General features: G+C 42.1%; 20 protein-coding genes. 12 read left to right on the top strand and 8 right to left on the bottom strand.

The features are described from left to right. The first annotated feature begins 182 nt into the window (after positions 1-182). Positions 183-1100 carry an NAD(+) kinase gene (locus tag H6F41_RS07565; protein WP_190402865.1) on the top strand — a complete coding sequence of 306 codons (918 nt, stop codon included), beginning with the start codon at positions 183-185 and terminating at the stop codon, positions 1098-1100. A 63-nt stretch (positions 1101-1163) separates the two neighbouring features. Beyond that, entirely contained in the window at positions 1164-1925 is a 762-nt protein-coding gene (locus tag H6F41_RS07560) for a pentapeptide repeat-containing protein (RefSeq protein ID WP_190402864.1), read from the top strand. Positions 1926-1963: 38 nt separating this feature from the next. Here the strand turns inward: H6F41_RS07560 and pdhA are convergent, their stop codons facing one another. From pdhA to H6F41_RS19335, 3 genes are all read right to left on the bottom strand, one after another. Next, complete coding sequence (gene pdhA, locus H6F41_RS07555; RefSeq protein ID WP_190402863.1) at positions 1964-2992, bottom strand: pyruvate dehydrogenase (acetyl-transferring) E1 component subunit alpha; 1029 nt, start codon at positions 2990-2992, stop codon at positions 1964-1966. A 158-nt stretch (positions 2993-3150) separates the two neighbouring features. After that, positions 3151-3357, bottom strand: a complete 207-nt coding sequence (locus tag H6F41_RS07550) for a DUF2283 domain-containing protein (protein WP_190402862.1) — start codon at positions 3355-3357, stop codon at positions 3151-3153. Positions 3358-3359: 2 nt separating this feature from the next. After that, positions 3360-3617, bottom strand: coding sequence for a DUF4258 domain-containing protein (locus H6F41_RS19335; protein WP_190402861.1), 258 nt, complete (start codon positions 3615-3617; stop codon positions 3360-3362). A 581-nt stretch (positions 3618-4198) separates the two neighbouring features. Between H6F41_RS19335 and H6F41_RS07540 the strand changes: the two genes are divergently transcribed. The 4 genes from H6F41_RS07540 to H6F41_RS07525 all read left to right on the top strand — a co-directional run bounded on the left by H6F41_RS07540 (position 4199) and on the right by H6F41_RS07525 (position 6211). Continuing rightward, entirely contained in the window at positions 4199-4969 is a 771-nt protein-coding gene (locus H6F41_RS07540; RefSeq protein ID WP_190402860.1) for a hypothetical protein, read from the top strand. A 138-nt stretch (positions 4970-5107) separates the two neighbouring features. Beyond that, positions 5108-5515, top strand: a complete 408-nt coding sequence (locus H6F41_RS07535; RefSeq protein ID WP_190402859.1) for a hypothetical protein — start codon at positions 5108-5110, stop codon at positions 5513-5515. A 67-nt stretch (positions 5516-5582) separates the two neighbouring features. After that, entirely contained in the window at positions 5583-5819 is a 237-nt protein-coding gene (locus tag H6F41_RS07530) for a type II toxin-antitoxin system Phd/YefM family antitoxin (protein ID WP_190402858.1), read from the top strand. A 5-nt stretch (positions 5820-5824) separates the two neighbouring features. Beyond that, the gene (locus H6F41_RS07525; protein ID WP_190402857.1) at positions 5825-6211 is read left to right on the top strand and encodes a type II toxin-antitoxin system VapC family toxin; all 387 of its coding nucleotides are present in this window, start codon (positions 5825-5827) and stop codon (positions 6209-6211) included. A gap of 14 nt (positions 6212-6225) precedes the next feature. On the opposite strand, the gene H6F41_RS07520 is transcribed toward H6F41_RS07525, so the two are convergent. Further along, positions 6226-7674 carry a GTP-binding protein gene (locus H6F41_RS07520; RefSeq protein ID WP_242022958.1) on the bottom strand — a complete coding sequence of 483 codons (1449 nt, stop codon included), beginning with the start codon at positions 7672-7674 and terminating at the stop codon, positions 6226-6228. A gap of 287 nt (positions 7675-7961) precedes the next feature. Between H6F41_RS07520 and H6F41_RS07515 the strand changes: the two genes are divergently transcribed. Then, a complete protein-coding gene (locus H6F41_RS07515) occupies positions 7962-8774 on the top strand; it encodes a Tic22 family protein (RefSeq protein WP_190402856.1) in 813 nt (270 codons plus the stop codon). A 77-nt stretch (positions 8775-8851) separates the two neighbouring features. On the opposite strand, the gene H6F41_RS07510 is transcribed toward H6F41_RS07515, so the two are convergent. From H6F41_RS07510 to H6F41_RS07495, 4 genes are all read right to left on the bottom strand, one after another. After that, entirely contained in the window at positions 8852-10348 is a 1497-nt protein-coding gene (locus H6F41_RS07510) for a DUF3086 domain-containing protein (RefSeq protein WP_242022957.1), read from the bottom strand. 66 nt (positions 10349-10414) lie between these two features. Continuing rightward, positions 10415-10753, bottom strand: a complete 339-nt coding sequence (locus H6F41_RS07505; protein WP_190402855.1) for a type II toxin-antitoxin system PemK/MazF family toxin — start codon at positions 10751-10753, stop codon at positions 10415-10417. After that, entirely contained in the window at positions 10750-11016 is a 267-nt protein-coding gene (locus H6F41_RS07500) for a hypothetical protein (protein ID WP_190402854.1), read from the bottom strand. Before H6F41_RS07500 ends, H6F41_RS07505 begins: the two co-directional genes overlap by 4 nt. A 47-nt stretch (positions 11017-11063) precedes the next feature. Continuing rightward, positions 11064-11567 (bottom strand): helix-turn-helix transcriptional regulator, encoded by a 504-nt coding sequence (locus tag H6F41_RS07495; RefSeq protein WP_190402853.1) that lies wholly within the window; start codon positions 11565-11567, stop codon positions 11064-11066. Between the two features lie 145 nt (positions 11568-11712). Here H6F41_RS07495 and H6F41_RS07490 point away from each other — a divergent pair, with 145 nt between their 5' ends. The 5 genes from H6F41_RS07490 (at position 11713) to H6F41_RS19250 (ending at position 16152) form a co-directional block, all read left to right on the top strand. Further along, positions 11713-11880 (top strand): hypothetical protein, encoded by a 168-nt coding sequence (locus tag H6F41_RS07490; RefSeq protein ID WP_190402852.1) that lies wholly within the window; start codon positions 11713-11715, stop codon positions 11878-11880. Positions 11881-11983: 103 nt separating this feature from the next. Then, positions 11984-12406 carry a hypothetical protein gene (locus H6F41_RS07485; RefSeq protein ID WP_190402851.1) on the top strand — a complete coding sequence of 141 codons (423 nt, stop codon included), beginning with the start codon at positions 11984-11986 and terminating at the stop codon, positions 12404-12406. Then, positions 12403-12852, top strand: a complete 450-nt coding sequence (locus H6F41_RS07480) for a hypothetical protein (RefSeq protein ID WP_190402850.1) — start codon at positions 12403-12405, stop codon at positions 12850-12852. Before H6F41_RS07485 ends, H6F41_RS07480 begins: the two co-directional genes overlap by 4 nt. Before the next feature lie 198 nt (positions 12853-13050). After that, positions 13051-13647 carry a Uma2 family endonuclease gene (locus H6F41_RS07475; RefSeq protein WP_190402849.1) on the top strand — a complete coding sequence of 199 codons (597 nt, stop codon included), beginning with the start codon at positions 13051-13053 and terminating at the stop codon, positions 13645-13647. Positions 13648-13734: 87 nt separating this feature from the next. Next, entirely contained in the window at positions 13735-16152 is a 2418-nt protein-coding gene (locus H6F41_RS19250; RefSeq protein ID WP_190402848.1) for a GH36-type glycosyl hydrolase domain-containing protein, read from the top strand. Positions 16153-16169 lie beyond the last annotated feature (17 nt).

The raw sequence follows: 16169 nt of genomic DNA, 5'->3' as shown, positions 1-16169 counted from the left end.
CGCGCCGCAACACTAATCTTTCACTAGCAAAGGATTAGTTGGCATAGTCATGAAGATTTATGAATAAATGCTGAATACACTTTAATATTTCCACAACTTATCGGAAGCTAAAAGCTAATCGCTAAAAGCTATAATGGCGAAACTGACAAAAATTTTTGAAATAACCTAGGTAGTCATTGAGCGTGCCAAAAGTCGGGATTATATATAACGACGCAAAACCTATTGCCGAGCGTTTAGCCTTGGATATGCAGTTATGGCTCAAAAAGCGTGATATCCAGACGGTGATGGCAACGGGCAATGGTGGTATTTTGGGCTATGGCAAGCCAGATGCACCCGTCTGCCATACATTAATTGAGAGCTTAGTGCCATTAGGATTTGATCAGGATGTCATGTTTGCCATTGCCTTGGGGGGAGATGGCACGGTACTGTCAGCCTGTCGGCAAATTGCCCCACTACGGCTACCATTGCTAAATGTGAATACAGGTCACATGGGATTCTTAACCGAAACCTATTTAACCGACTGGGAAGAAGCAATCACCCAAATTCTTGATGGTAAATATGTAGTCGAGCAACGCTCCATGATGACAGTGCGTGTCTACGATAGCCAAGGGTTGCTATGGGAAGCATTGTCGTTAAATGAAATGGTGCTGCATCGTGAACCTCTCACCAGTATGTGTCACTTTGAGGTGCAGATTGGGTCACATTTTCCTGTAGATATTGCGGCAGATGGTGTAATTATTTCTACGCCCACAGGTTCGACTGCCTATGCCCTGTCCGCAGGGGGGCCAGTAATTGAGCCGGGGATTCCTGTATTTCAACTGATTCCGATCTGCGCTCACTCGATGGCATCGCGAGCCTTGGTATTTGCAAATACTGAGAAAGCAATTGTTACTCCCGCAAATCGACATCGTTTGGTGTTGGTTGTTGATGGTAATGCGGGGTGCTATGTCTATCCCGACTATCGCGTTGAGGTGGAGCGATCGCAATATCCTGCAAGATTTATCCGCTTACAAAAAGGCGAATTCTTTAAGGTCTTACGCGAAAAACTGGGTTGGGGACTGCCCCATGTCTCTAAGCCAAACTTGGACGAATTAACCTAAAATTTCTAGAGATAGAGAACTGCTTTGTGCATTTCTAACTCTGTTCGTTTATGACAGGGCAATATGGGTCAAAGTCTCAATTTTGCAAATCAAAATTTACGCGATCGCGATTTTAAGGGCAAGAATCTCATTGGTGCGAACTTTAGCGGCGCAGATATTCGTGGCTGTAATTTTTGCCGATCGCAATTAAAGTCGGCTAACTTTGCGAATGTGCGTGCAGGTCGCAGCCCACGCCAAAATGCGATCGCAAGTCTCAATGGTTTTGCGATGGCACTCATGTTTGCAGGAACTGCCATGATTGCTAGCATTTTGATGGTTACCTTTGGCGCTTTACTGCTCTTTGGGCTATCGGCAAATAATAGCGAAACCGTTTATGGGGTGGCATTTTTTGCCATTGTGATTTTTGCCGTGAGCTTTGCGATCGCCTTTACAGGTAGATTTGCGATCGCAGGTATGCGCGGCACTTTTTTGGCTGTACTCATTTCGCTGATGATTGCCTTTGTCTCTGGATTCTTTGGCTCTACTTTCGCAAAAATATTAGTTTCTGGAGCTTTCAATGCGATTGCTGATTCTTTACGATTTAATACCTTGCTGGCATTACTAGGATTTTTTGCGATCGAGTCATTGCAAATTTTTGGAAGCCTTTATTTATTACGCTTCACCATCAATCCATCACGCAACAATATTATTGGCACAAGGTTTCAGTATGCCAACCTCACCAAAGCCTCGTTTCACAGGGCAACATTAGTTAATTGCGATTTTTCCCATGCAGTCATGGACGAAGTTGATTGGGACTTGGCTCAAATATCGCGATGTAAAATTTAGCGAAAAAAGGGAAGCACTAAAGTGCTTCCCTTTTTTAGTTATTCGTCTTCTGCAAACTGATAGCGGAATAGATCCTTAGGATCTGGCTCTGGAGATGTTTCCGCAAAGCGTACACATTCCTCGACAATCTCACGAATTTTCTTGTCAATCGCCTTCAATTGAGCTTCTTCCACTAATCCATGCTCAAGAATTCGACTAGCAAAGATTTTGATCGGATCGCGTCCAAACCACTTGTCTTTATCTTCTTTGCTGCGTAGCTCGTCAGGGTCAGCCAAAGAGTGACCTCTAAAACGATAAGTCATACATTCCAAAACCGTTGGACCTTCACCAGCACGGGCGCGACGAATTGCTTCCTGTGCATATTCACGTACAGCTAATACATCCATACCATCGACTTCAAACCCCGGCATTCCAAAGGCTTCAGCTTTTTTGTGAATCCTGACATCGGAAGTGGCACGATGGTGTTTCATCCCAATTGCCCAATCATTATTTTCAATCACAAAAATAATTGGCAACTTCCACAAAGCCGCCATGTTCAGGGTTTCGTAAAACTGACCATTGTTACTAGCACCATCACCAAAGAAACAAGCCGTCACTTGGTCAGCATTAGGATCGCCCATCACTTCGCGGCGATACTTAGACTGAAATGCTGCACCCGATGCAACAGGAATCCCCTCAGAAACAAACGCATAGCCGCCCAAAAAGTTATTCTTGGCTGAGAAAATATGCATTGAGCCGCCGCGTCCCTTGCTACATCCTGTCTCTTTGCCAAACAATTCTGCCATCACTTCATTGGCGGTGACACCTGCACTCAGCGCATGGACGTGATCGCGGTAAGTGCTACATACATAGTCATCGCGACGCATGGCTTTGATTACGCCACTAGCGACGGCTTCTTGACCATTGTATAAGTGGACAAATCCAAACATTCTTCCGCGATAGTACATCTCCGCGCACTTGTCCTCGAAAGTGCGCCCTAGTACCATATCTTCATAGATGGTAAGTGCTTCGTCTGTGGTGATATTCAGTGCAGAGGTCGCAACATTCGCAACAGTGTCTTGAGGCATCGATTCAATACTTATATTACTAATCGTTAAATTTTGCTTATGTTAGTCTAGCAGCCAATGCCCCTTGAGGTACAGACTTATGCTGTCATAGTGCGATCGCTCTAAGGACAAATGAAAGCTCATCTTGTTGGTAGCGATCATCTGTAAGACAATGTTTGTTAGCCAACCGATAAGTTTCCGATCAATTCACGCTTAGGTGTCAGTCCTGTTATTTTCTGAGATGCGTTTAAAACTTCAACACCAATCACATTTCCTTGTTCGTCATAGTCCAAAATCACACCGCCAACTTCATCACTTTCGGCAATTTTGGATTCTGTCCAACGAATGTATAGTGCATCGATTGTGGGATCATAGGCTGATTTCATAATTACTCCCAATACTTTGTAACTTTACTAGTCAAATAAACTGAGATAATCGTAATTGGCTCTACAGAATCGTTAACAAATACCCTGAGCAGATAGGTTTTATAGTTTGATCCTATAAATTTTGATTGGTAAATCTTACTTCTATCGTCCTGTCGTATTACTTGCTCAGGTGTGTTTACCACTTGCTCTAGTAATTCAATGGGTATCTCGCGATCGCTTATTTGTTTGATTGCATGGTTCGATAACCGATAGCCAATCATTTACTTGCCTATGTAGAGTTTTTTCTTTGATAGTTATCTTGTTAGATGTCTTGCTCGATAATTCAAGTATATTGCAAAAAAATTGATTGCCGTTAGGTGAAGCTGCACCTTAATGTATCAAACTTTCCTCAACCTTCTCAGGTCAATTTTAGCTTTGCTCACTTTCCATTTTTGGATCTAGCTATTTTCTTTGGGAGGATCATACAAAATAGGTGATTATGCTAAATCTAAATTTTAAATAATTTACATTTAAATCTGTAAATTACTATAATTACGTTGTGGCACTGGTCAGCTAATGTGGGATGGTTTCTGAAATGTCCATTTCATGCCGAGAAAAAAGACGCAAATACACCGATCACGATTTAGTTGACCAGCGCCTTACTTTGTTGGTAGTACCAAGCTTAAAAAAGCAAGAATATTAAGGTCATTTCTTGAAATCTATAGTTGTGGCAATGAACCAGTAAAATTTCACAATTCATTAACTATTGATCATAGATAATATTGTCTTGTTTCTTTAGAATATTGAGAATGCAGCGTAATTTGGTGCGATGTAGTCAAACACAAATAGTAAAGGTTATTTTATGCCTTCATTTTACCCTGGGCAGAAAGCCAAAAGAGTCGCTCAAGAAGCCAAGATTCGATATGAAAGCGCTTTTGAAAATTTAAAGAAAGATGAGACAACTACAAACAGATTGGCTGAGAGATACGGAGATATTCAGCTCTATGTCATGACCAGCACGGTTAAGCGCTTCATCAACTTCCTTGAAAACTCTGGTCGGAGGACTTCAGAAAGTGACAAACAGATCTTAGAAGGAATAGATTTTTCAGTTCAGCAGATCAATGAATACAAAGCCGCAACAGTAAATGCTGAGAAGTACCTTATGGGAGCAGTTAAATCCGCAACTGCTGCAACTGCTGGATACACTGGCGCTATTGGTGTAGCTACATCAATAGGGGCGGCAAGCACTGGGACAGCTATTTCATCTCTCAGTGGCGCAGCTGCGTGGAATGCTACCTTAGCTTGGTTTGGTGGTGGAGCAATTGCAGCAGGTGGGGGTGGGATGGCGGTGGGAGCGATTGTGCTTGGTAGTATCACAGTTGTTCCAGCTCTGGCGATTGGAGGCTTTTTTGCTGCTCGTGAAGGAGAAAAAGCCATGACAAGAGCGCGACAATATGAAGCACAAGTTAATGTGGCGATTGCTGAAATGGAAGTTGCTGGAGAGTTTGCTCAACAGGTAAGGTCAAGGATTACTGAACTAAGAGGAGTGTTTGAAGAAATTAATTCTCGAATCATCATAGGACTGGATTATCTAGAGGCTCATGTATCTGATTCCCAGCCAGATAGATGCTGAAAAGTTTCAACAGATCGGTCTTCTCATGAAGGGACTTATAGAAATCCTAAAAACTCCTGTCCTGAACCCTAAAGGTCAGCTTAATTTGGGAATTGTCAAGATTTTGGATAAGTATCGAAATTTGTCGGGCAATAAATAATGAAAGACAAAAAAGTTTATACCGAAGTATTGATTGGCAATAAAGACACAATGCAATGCTTTCAAGAGATTATGACAGCTTACACCGAATACAAAATAGTTTCAGAACAAGAGAAAACAAAACGGCGTAGTATTGAAGCCTGCGAAAAGACAACAATTGCTCAAATTGAATCCCAGTGTGATGTTATGCTCGATTATCTTGAGCGAACATTTGACGAACGTGCTAGCAATTTTCGTTTTCTATTCCAAAAAGTTGATCAAGCAATAAAAAATGCTGATAGTGAACAGTTAACTTTGGCTCTCAATTCAATCACTGAGATAGCCAAGTCCAGTCCTTTTAAAGATTTAGCGGACTTAACACAAGTCAAAAAATCTCTTGATGATCCAGATCATGTATGGAATTTTTAAGTTTAGATTTATAGAAAAATGAACTACATACTTTATCTTTAATAAGCGATCTCTCCCCTACAAATCTATGACCATCACTGTCACCATACCCGAAGCCAATCAGCAATTTTCCCAACTAATGCGGCGAGTTCTGCTTGGCGAAGAAATTATCATCTGTGAAAACGGCATAGCAGTCGCCACAATTACACCCAGCCAGCGAAAACGACAACCTCGCGTAGCAGGTCAAGACAAAGGCAAAATTTCTATTGCTCCCGACTTTAATGCACCATTGCCCGACGATATTCTTGTTGACTTTCTTGGTTAAAGATCATGAAAGTATTACTTGATACTCATACGTTTCTTTGGTGGATTGCCGATGATCCACAAATATCCGTAACCGCCAAAAATATTATTACCAATCCAGATAATGATATTTACCTTAGCGTTGTCAGTGCTTGGGAAATTATTATTAAAGTTGGTATTGGGAAACTATCACTATGTGAACCACCAGAAATTTATATCCTCACTCGTATTGCTTCTAATCAGTTCGAGATTTTACCTGTTCAAATATCTCATATCTTAGAAATAAATAGCTTACCCAACTTGCATAAAGATCCATTTGACCGACTATTAGTTGCTCAAAGCCTTGTTGAAAATTTTTCTTTAATAACGGTAGATAGCGCGATCGCGCAGTATCCAGTTCAAACAATCTGGTAACTTGGTGACCACCTCTAAACTTTTCTCAGCCTCCGCAAATCTATTTTAGCGCGGAGTTCATCTTTTATTCTTGCCAAAATTGAATCCTCATCGATAGTATCTAAAATTCTTTTTACCACTGCTTTCGGCCCATCTGCCCCCCATGATGCACCATTGGCAAGATATTCCTTTGTTACTAATCCCAAGGCATAAGTAGAAAATCCCGCTACCCCTGCTTGTGCGATCGCAATTGATACATAACCACCTAGCGTTAAGCCCCCAGTAACAGGTGCAGTTACCCCCAGCAAACCTTTAAGCGAACTCAACCCAAAATTAGCGAGAAACTCACTAGCACTGATTCCCCCCATTGCGATCGCAATTTTCTGCATTAAGGAAATCGCTCCGCGATTGCTCATGTTGATACCATAAAACTTAGAAAGCGCCACAATCATCGAAACATCAATTACAGCGGCACTAATCACATCAATCACCGTAAAAGGATTAACTGCGATCGCAACAGCTTGGGTCACCACACAATTCCAAATGATGCGATTAGCTTGGCGATCGCGCACAAACATTTTGCGCTGCACGACTCGCTCCTGCACCATATCCGCAAACATCATGGTATTTAAAGCAATCAGAGACTTGCCCTCCCGATCCAGCACCTCCAAAATTTTTAACTTCAAATCTTCGACTTGTGGTTTGCCATTGACTAACTCTGCCTCAAATGATCCATCGGGCTGACGAATCGCCTTTGCCACTAAAGGCGAAGCCGCCGTCATCACAATCTCGTCCTCAGTCAACAACTCCCGCACCCGATGGTCACGAATCTTGGCATAGATGGCGATGCGATCTTCAGGGGGATATTGATCAATTTTGTTAAAAACCAACAAAATTGGCTTACTCGCACTCCGTAACTCCGAAAGCGCATCATATTCAACCTTGGTCATATCACCCGCTACAATGAATAGGATCAAATCGGCTTGTTGGGCAATGCGCTTCGCCAGTTCCGCTCGACCTTCCCCATCCACTTCATCAATTCCGGGCGTGTCAATCAATTCAATCCTTGCTGCCCCTTTGCCCTGAAACGAAGCTTTTAGAATAGTTCGATTGCCATTGGTTTGCATCACCTCCCGTGAGATCTGCCACTCGGCAGCTTGACGATTAACAGTCACACCATGCAGGGGGCCAGTCTCAAACACTTGCCCTCCCATTAGGGCATTAAGTACCGATGACTTACCCCGTCCCACCATACCGAAAACAGCTATTTGTAATACTTGACGTTCTAATTTATCCAGCATTTGCTGAAGTTCTTCCAATGGTTCCTCTAGTCCCCGTCGTTCTCTTTCTGATAAGTCAAGATTTGCCACAATATCTCTCAGGGTTCGCTGCGCTTGGCGATAATTTAGCTCTTCAAATATTTCATCAAAACTGAAGAAATTCTCGTCTGGTGGCATCACGTCATTGGGCATGTCACTGGGCATAATCGATCCGTTGTGTCTGGGATAGAAATCGCGAATAGCAAGATATATTAGGAACTATACTTATCATATGCGAGTCTTAGAAAGTAAGATTCTACCCCTGCAAATTTAAAAACAGGCATGATGAAGACTGTCTAAAAAGGTTGTATTTTGTATTGAGATATTGCTAAAGTTGCGGGCAAGTAATTTTTAGCCAACTATTACCCTTTCATGTCTTGTTCATGCGCCCGTTTATAGTAGACGCAGATTCTAAGTAGTATCCATAATTAACGTTCTGGCTAGGAGAAATAATGTTTATATCTAAATCGTTGGTTAATCTAGCAACCACCGTTGGTGTGTCAGGGGCAATCATGCTTAGCCCTATGCTCACCATGAAAGCTGAAGCTCTTACCGAAGCGCAAGCCCTAGAGAGACTGGGCAGCATTCCTGTTTTTACGATTACTGATGATAAGGGATCACCTCTTTTAGGGGCTTTACCTGCACAGCAAAAGAAACCAGGAGATCCTGATCAACTTCTATTTTTCTTCCTCAGTCCCGACGATGCACAAGGGATGCTGACTCGTGTGCAACAATCTAATCCTGCTGTTGGCAAGAAAGCCCAAATCGTTGTCCGATCAATGAATGAAGCCTATCAGGTGATTCGGGGAAACAAAGATAAAACAGTAGCTTTCCAATTTATTCCTTCTAAGGCAAGTATTGATTCCGCAAGAACTATTTTGACTGCTCAAGGAGTAGCCGCAGATCAAGTGCCAAATGTGCCAGTATTTTTTGCCATCAACAATCAGGCTAATAACCAAGGTTTGTTGACGATGAATATTGATCAAAACGGCAAAAAGGAGCAGGTTGTTCCATTCTTCCTTGACAAGAATGATTTGCAAAACCTGCTCGATCGCGCTAATAAAGAGCAACCCAATGTCGCTAAAGATACCAAGATTCAAGTTGTATCTATATTTCAAGTCCTAGATTTGATGGTGTCAGAAGATAGCAAGAAAAACCCTGAAGTTGACAGATTTCAGTTTGTTCCATCTCGCAACTCTTTCGAGTACATCATCAAAAATAGCCAACAACCTGCCGCGCCGCAGGTTGCCCCAGCCAAGAAGTAATATCTTAATTAAAAATGACGTAGCCATTTTTAATTAAAGAAGGGAAGCTCAACGGGCTTCCCTTTTATTTTGGTAAATTACCAATCCCAATCAGAATCTTGATTGTTGTTTCTACCACGATTGCCATAGTCGCGATCGGGATAGCTACGCTCTGGATAATCGCGAGAGCCAGCCCCATAATCACGGCTGCTATTACGATCTCTCGCTGTGTAGTCGCGGCTAGTATCACGATAATTGTCGCGGGAAACTTCACGGCTATTGATGTTTTCGCGGCTAGTATCTCGACCAAGGTCACGATTCATATAGCTAGATGGCTGTGTCGGTCTGGCTTCGGGTGCGCCACCAAAGGCTATCAAGAGAGGGAATCGCAATAAATCAACGGCAATCAATTCTTCTGATTCATCGATGACCACAAGGGGCAGTAAGTTTTCTTTGACTAGGCGATCGCCTTTAGTGGCTAGAGGCTCAGGATCTTCAAACAGAGCAATTCCTTTGTCTGAACCAAAATGCTCTCTGGTTAAGCCCAGACAGTCTTGAAATCCACGTCGCCATTCGCCAAGGCGTTCGGGAGATGTCGCTAGTACCAATACCCTTAGCTTGTCGCCATAGACCGCCTTCAACACTGAGATTGCTGCCGAAGTCACTAGGATATTTTGTAATCGCGTTCCCATAGTTCTAATTGCACCACGTCCTGACTGCTCAAAAAACCATTTGGATACCCGATCGGCATGAACCTGTTCAAAGGTGCGGCGAAGTTTCCATGCGGGGCCATAATAATCGGGCAAGGTACGATAACGATCTAAGAGCTGATCAACCCGTTGTTTATATTCAGCAAAGGTTTGTTCTGAGAGTAGTAGTGGTTCAGGCTCGGTGACGGTTTTCTTTTCTGTGGAGACGACAGGCTCGACTGCTGGTTGAGTTGTGGGGGCAATTAGGTTCAGTTTTTCGGCACTAGCAACCAAGTCTTGAAGACTACCAACGAGATAATCCTTAAAGCCTTGTACGCGCACGGCAACATCTTGAGATGCGCCTGCGTAGGTGGTGGTCATTTCTTTGTCGAGTCGATCTTTTCTTTTTTCGAGAACTGCGATCGCAGCTTGTAGTTCTTGCTTTTGATATTCCAGTCGCGCTACATCGGCTTGAGCTAAACGAATAATTCCTGCCTGTAGATCATCGAGTTGCTCTTGTAAAACTTTTGATTTTGTCGTTTTGAGGTGATCAATTTCGGCTTTGAGTTCTGATTCTTCTTGCTTTAGTTGATTGATAGTTGCTAATTGTGATGACTCTAGATTGCTCTCTATGTTTGCTGATACCTCTGCTAAAGCAATCGCCGCAACTTCGGGAGGGTGATAATCTGCGATCGCATTATTGTTACTGGACTCCGTAGACTGATCAATTATCTGATCAATATTTTCAGGATTGATACTTTCTTCCTGCACCGAGTCAGTTTCTAGGGGATTGATCACTTCTAGAGATTCTTCTTGCTCAGACAAATTGTAATTTTCCTGAAAATTTTCTTCTACAGGCAGTTGATCGTACTCCATAAAGCTCCCATCATAGTTAGGCTGATCCATTTTATACCAATTTCCCCAAGCACTAAATTTGCTATTGCCATTCCCCAATAATTTGCTATGACTCTGTTAGGTTAATTCCAATGCAGTTTTTAGACAGTCATTGACTTTTTGGAGTGACGACTTCGGTAGCTGTCCCAATTTTCTAAGTATTTTATCTTTAGTAAGTGTAAGTAGATTGACGCAATTAATTACAGAATCTTGTCTTAGTCCCGATGCCATCTTGATTAATAATTGCGTTGGTTCTAAGGAGCGTTGGGTTTGGCTTGTGATTTGGACTACGATTGTATTTCTAAGGCGTTGATTGTCGCGATCGTTCTGAATTACAAGAACGGGGCGAACTTTAGTTTCACTACTCGATGTATAGGGATAATCAACTAGCACAATATCTCCTCGTTGAATATTCATGATTGTCTGCGCGGATCAAGATCGTTATATATATCCATCGCTGGATCGTCCCAGCCTTCTTTTCCGAAAGTTTCCATGACAGGAAGATACATATCTTGAAAGAATTGATTATTCTGCTCTTCGATTAAAATTGCTTTTATTTTTGCATATACTTCTTCGCGAATAAGTACATAGGTTGTTTCTGTGTCTGGGTCAATCGCACGGGGAGGAGTTTCTCTTTGTTTGATGACATCTTGTCTTTGTTCAAAAGTTAGTTCAATCATGTTGGGAATCTCTGTTTCTCTGGTAGTCAGTATTTTAGGAGCTTTCTTTATTCGATAGACAAAGATGGATTAGTCTGTGTAATTTCTATATCTTCGGACATACTACTTTCTGATGAAGTTGGAGCAATAATTCTCAAATTAATATCAATAGCTATTTGATTTTTCTCAAGAACTACATTCGCTCTTTTAACTAAAATTTTTACAGAGAAGTGATCATCTGAATTTACTTCAACAGGTATTTGTTTTCTATAACCAGCCCCTTCAAGCCATTCAGTTATGCTTCTCCAATTATCAACTTTGCCGTTAGACTTCCCAACTAAATTTTTGACGTACTGATACAAGGTACTACATAGATCTACTTCTACGCCTTTTGCACTTTTACTAAGCTTTTCGGCAATTTCCGAGGGACTATGCCCCGCTAACAATCCTCTCAAATGCAATTTTTCAACAGGAGTTAAACGCCTCCCTTTAGCCGAAGCTAAATCGGTATACAGAGTCTCTAAGTCCCACTCCGTAAAAACCTGCGGAAACTGTTCATCAGTAAATGTCATAAATATTACCTGAATAAATTCCTAACTAAATCCTAACATAACTATTAGCTAAAGCTAGGTATTAGCTAACTAAAACTAGCCTAAAGTAAATATATTCTTTCAAATATGGGAAAAAGTGATGAGTAAAAAAGATGACGGACGTAGAATGGCTGAAATTTCTGCCAAGCTTATCGCTCCAACTGTCACTGCTGGCGTTGCGGCTGGGGCATCTGGTTTAGTTGCTGCGGTTGCAAGCGCTCCCATATTACCTGTTGTTGCTGGTATTGGTGTAGCTGTTGGCTTATGGTCAATGCTCACATCGGATGATAAATAGTGGAAATTGCTTTATAAGGACAAACTTTGATTGTTGTCCTTATAAAGCAATTTCCTACAATGTTCGTATAGCTTTGTATAACTAATATAGTAAGGGGGATAAGATGAAGTATCTTATTTCGGGATTAACTGTTGCTTATTTTAGCTTCTTCTCAGGATTGCCATTGAAAGCTGAGCCTAATAACTTACCACTTTGCTACATGATTACATCATCAGGTAGGGTTATAAATTTGAATAGCTTGTGTATCCAAGGAGCTATCAATAGTTACTATAAAGAATTAGAAGACAATGCTGGCTTGACATTTACAAATAGTCAATTTGCAGCACTTAAAAATGGCATGAAGTATTCCGAAGTTGTTTTTATTCTTGGAAGGCAAGGTCAAGAATTAAGTGTTATTGAGACTACTGATGATATTCGAGCCACGTACTCTTGGCAACACCGTAGTGGTGCAGAAATTAGAGCGGTTTTTGAGGGCGGTTCAAAAGTAGACGATCGAAAATTAGTCGGAAAAAGGTTGTTTCAATGAATAGAGAAGAGTTGGTTAACTTTGTTCAAGTTTTGATTGAAGAAAATCGTGTTGAAATTGGTCAACGCCCCAGAACTACACCGATTAGGTGGAAAGGAATTGACATGACAATACAGGAAGCAAAGCTTATCATTCAAGAACTCGAATCTCAGAAATCAGAATTGCAATTGTCGATGAACAAGGTACAAACAGGAGGAGAAATTACAAAACTTGCTTCTGGGGGGGCGGGGCTAGCGGCAATGGTTACAGGTGCAGCATTGATGTTGTTTCCCCCTACAGCGATCGCTGGTGCAATCACTCTTGCATCAGGAGTCGGTGCGGCAAAAATTGGGGAAATGGTTGGTGACGGAGTAAGCGATATTGGAACTAATAGCAATACTCAAGCAATTCAGCAAATTGATGAATACATTGATTCTATTAAAAATGCAATCATTTCAAGTATCTAACCATAACAATTAATTTACTCAAAACCTCTAACCGCAGGGAGAGTTTATCGGTTACAGCCAAGAGGGTTGAGCATTTGCGTGATCGCGATTTTGATGGGGAATTGAGAAATAGTGGCGCAAATGCTCAACCCCTACATTGTTTGGTGATGTGAATTTGATCGATTAAAATGTAAAAAACCTCTTACTCCCTGAAAAAACATGATCGCAGCTAGAGAAAAATTTCCTCAGCTTACTCCTCAAGAATACTTTGCTTGGGAGGAAAAGCAGCTACACAAACACGAGTATATCGAAGGTCAAGTCTATGCCATGAGTGGCGGTAGCAGAAACCATAGCTTAATTGCAGTTAGGTTTACTACTTTATTCTCTAATCACCTAGATGGCAGTAGTTGCGATGTAAGTAACTCAGACTTGCGCGTAAAAATCGTCAAAACCCAAAACTACACCTATCCCGATGTCAGCGTCACCTGTGACGATCGCGACAAAGCCACTACTCAATACATTACCTATCCATCCCTAATTGTTGAAGTTTTATCACCTAGTACCGAAGCCTACGATCGCGGCGGTAAATTTCGACTATATGCCAATAATCCTGTATTGCAGGACTATCTATTAGTTAGTTCCACCAGCATTGAAATAGACCTGTATCACAAAAAAGAGAATGGAGAATGGATAATTGTTAACTATAAAGAAGGTGACATGATCGAGCTAAAGAGCATTAATCTCACCTTTGAGATCGCAAAAATTTATCGTGGACTGGTCCTGACAAATGACACTGAAATTAGCCAAGAGAGTTGAGCATTTGTGCGATCGCAATTTTGATGAGAAGTTGAAAAATAATGGTTCAATGAATAATAACCATCAACTATAGGAACATTTTTCATTGTGGCGATCGCAAACCAATATGGCTATTACACCGAAGATTATCGGGAATTTGTGATTACAGATCCGCGCACTCCGCGGCCTTGGTTTAACTACATGTGGAATAGCCAATATGCAGGGCTAATTTCTCATACAGGCGGCGGATTTAGCTTTTTAGAATCGCCACGGGACAACCGCATTAGCCGAATGCGCTATAACTGCCTACCTTGGGATCGTCCGGGGCGTTATGTGATGGTCAAAGATGCTGCAACAGGGAAATATTGGTCACTGAGTTGGGCTCCGACGATTGACTTGAATTATGACTTTTATGAATGTCGCCATGGTCAGGGTTACACCACAATTACAACTGAGATTAATGGAATTCGTGGGGAAATTACTTATTTCGTGCCAACAGATACCAATGCTGAAGTTTGGCGCGTGAAGTTAACGGAACTTTCAGGACAATCGCGAGATTTAGAAGTTTATTCTTTCTTGGAATTGTTGATGGGGAATGCGTTGAATGATCAGATCAATCAACCTAATGACAAACATTTTACTGACATTCATTTTGATCAGGAGCTACAAGCATTAGTTGCGACTCGCCGCTATTGGGTTTTGAATAAGGGAGTTTCCGTTAAGCAGCCAAATATTGATTGGAAGTATCAAATTTATTTCTCCCAGAGTCTTCCTATTTCAGGCTTTGATAGTAGTCTCGATACTTTTATCGGCAGATGGCGATCGGAAGCGAATCCTGTGGCGGTGGAAACTGGGGTGATGCAAAATACAGAGATTACGGCAGGTGATCCTGTGGTGGCTTTGCAATCGAAAATTAATCTGGCGGCAAATAGTTCTGTAGATTTTGCGGTTGTTTTAGAGATTGCGCCAAAGGGGGAAAGTCCTGTCCTCACCCCTAGTCCCTCTCCACCCTTGGGAGAGGAGGACAAGATTATTGAAATAGTTGACAACTATTTCAATAATTTAAAACAAAAATGGGGTCAGCATTTGTCCTGTGTGCAGGTGCAAACGCCCGATAAAGCATTTAACGCGATGATTAATGTCTGGAACCAGTATCAGGCGGCGGTAACTTTTGATATGGCGCGAAATTCGGGCTATTATCACGGCGGATTGCTATTTGGGACGGGAATGCGCGATCGCTTCCAAGATATTCTTGGCGTAGTAATGGTCGATCCTGCGCGAGTAAGAGAAAGATTGCTTAAAGCTTTGAACTTCCAATTTAAGGATGGTTCTACTTTACATAATTATTTTGTACTAACCAATACAGGAGAACGTACTAACCATTCCGACACACCGCTTTGGATTCCCTTTGGGGTTGTGGAATATCTCAAGGAAACAGGAGATTTTTCAATTCTTGAGGAAGTGGTGCATTACCATGATGATACGTCAGGGACAGTATATGAACATTTGGTGAGAGCGCTGGACTTTGCGATCGCAAATACAGGTGAGCGAGGAATGCCGCGCATTTTCACAGGTGACTGGAATGACACCCTTGACCATGTTGGCTCACAGGGCAAGGGTGAAACTACTTGGGGCGCATTTTTCTTGGGGTATGTACTCAAAAAATCTCTGCCAGTCTGCGAACAACAAGGCGATCGCGAGGCTTTTGAACGGTTCCAAAAGTTTTATGAGCATCTTCGCAAAGTAACTAACGATATCTGTTGGGATGGCGAATGGTATTTACGAGCCTTCCGTGACAATGGCGAACCGATCGGCGTAGCTGCCGCAACTCAGGGCAAAATCTTTTTGAACGCGCAATCATGGGCAGTTATTTCCGAACTCGCGCCACAGGATCGCGCCGATAAAGCGATGGCAAGTAGCCGTGAATATTTAGCAACTCCCTTTGGAATGCAAATCGTTGCGCCATCGTTTACAGAAATTGATGACACAGTAGGTTTAATTAGCCGTTGTGTGCCGGGCAAGAAAGAAAATGGCGCAGTATTTAACCATGCCTCTTCATGGTTTGTGCTAGCTTCTTTACTCAATGGTGATACTGAATTTGCATGGGAAATCTATCGCCGCATGATGCCAATAAATTCCTCACAGGCGACTGAGGCAAAATGCGATCGCTTTGAAACCGAGCCTTATGTTTATCCTGAATATGTGACTAGCCCAGATCATGAAACCCAAGGTCAGGCAAGCCATTCATGGCTTACAGGTACGGCTGTATGGATGTTACGCATCGGCATCGATCATATTTTAGGATTTCAACCCACCTTTGAGGGCATGATTATCGATCCTAAAATTCCTGCGGCATGGTCAGGATTTACAGCCCAGCGCAAGTTTCGCGGTAAAACTCTCTCTTTGACCGTGACCAATCATTGCGAAGTCAAACAGATGACGGTTAATGGCGAGGTCATAGAGGGCAAGTTGATCGATCTGGCTAAATATGCAGATGATGAAATTGCGATCGCAGTTAGTCTCTAACCTTAAACAGGCATAAA

This window comes from Pseudanabaena mucicola FACHB-723 (assembly GCF_014696385.1).
GTDB lineage: Bacteria > Cyanobacteriota > Cyanobacteriia > Pseudanabaenales > Pseudanabaenaceae > Pseudanabaena.
The sequence above is the reverse complement of the archived record's forward strand: the minus strand, read 5'-3'. Positions and strand labels throughout refer to the sequence as shown.